Source organism: Streptomyces katrae (genome assembly GCF_000966975.1).
Taxonomy (GTDB): Bacteria; Actinomycetota; Actinomycetes; order Streptomycetales; family Streptomycetaceae; genus Streptomyces; species Streptomyces katrae.
This window is the reverse complement of sequence record NZ_JZWV01001285.1, coordinates 1-891: the sequence shown is the minus strand read 5'-3', so window position 1 is coordinate 891 and position 891 is coordinate 1. Positions and strand designations below refer to the sequence as shown.

1 protein-coding gene is annotated in these 891 nt (G+C 77.4%); it reads left to right on the top strand.

Going from position 1 to position 891, the window contains the following annotated elements; genetic code table 11:
• The first annotated feature begins 1 nt into the window (after position 1).
• The gene (locus VR44_RS36235; protein ID WP_045951912.1) at positions 2-862 is read left to right on the top strand and encodes a LysR family transcriptional regulator; all 861 of its coding nucleotides are present in this window, start codon (positions 2-4) and stop codon (positions 860-862) included.
• Positions 863-891: the final 29 nt, after the last annotated feature.

Sequence of the window (891 nt, the reverse complement as noted above, 5' to 3'; positions counted from 1 at the left end):
GGTGACCGCCGCGGCCGCAGCCCTGTACCTCACCCCCTCCGCCGTCTCCCAGCAGCTCGCGGCGCTGGAGCAGGAGACCGGCCACACCCTGCTCCACCGCAGCGGCCGCGGGGTACGGCTCACCGCGGCCGGGGAGATCCTCCTCGCCCACGCCCACGAGGTGCTCGCCCAGCTGGAACGGGCCGAGGCGGAACTCGCCGCCTACGCGGGCGGGGCGGCCGGCGAGGTCACGGTGGCCGCCTTCGCGACCGGCATCGCCGAGGTACTGGCCCCGGCCCTGGCCCGCCTCGCCCGGGAGCACCCGGGCATCAGGCTCCGCGTCCGCGACGCCGAGGGCGACCAGAGCCTGCTCCAACTCCTCGACGGGGAGGCCGACCTGGCCCTCGCGGTCGAGTACCGGGGCGCCCCGGGCGCCGACGACGGCCGCCTGTCGGTGATCCCGCTCTACGCGGAGCCCTTCGACGCCGTCCTGCCCGCGGGCCACCCGCTGGCCGGCCTCCCCGCCGTGGCCCTGGCGGACCTCTCCGACGCCGAGTGGGTGGGCCAGTACCCGGGCAACCCGTGCCACGACGTGACCCTGCTGGCCTGCGAACTGGCCGGCTTCCAGCCCCGGTTCGTGCACTCCTCCGACGACTTCCGCGCGGTGACCGCCCTGGTCGGCGCGGGCGCCGGGGTGGCCCTGGTCCCGCGCTCGGCCCTGCGCGGCATGGACCTCAAGGAGGTCCTCGTCCGCCCGGTCTCGGGCCCCTCCGCCACCCGCCGCGTCTTCGCCGCCACCCGCCGGGGCGCGGAGACCCACCCCCTGATCGCCCCGGTCCTGGCGGCCCTGTCCCGCGAGGCGGAACGGGTGCCGGGGTACTAGGGGGAGTTGCGAAAGTCCCGCACGGCGCC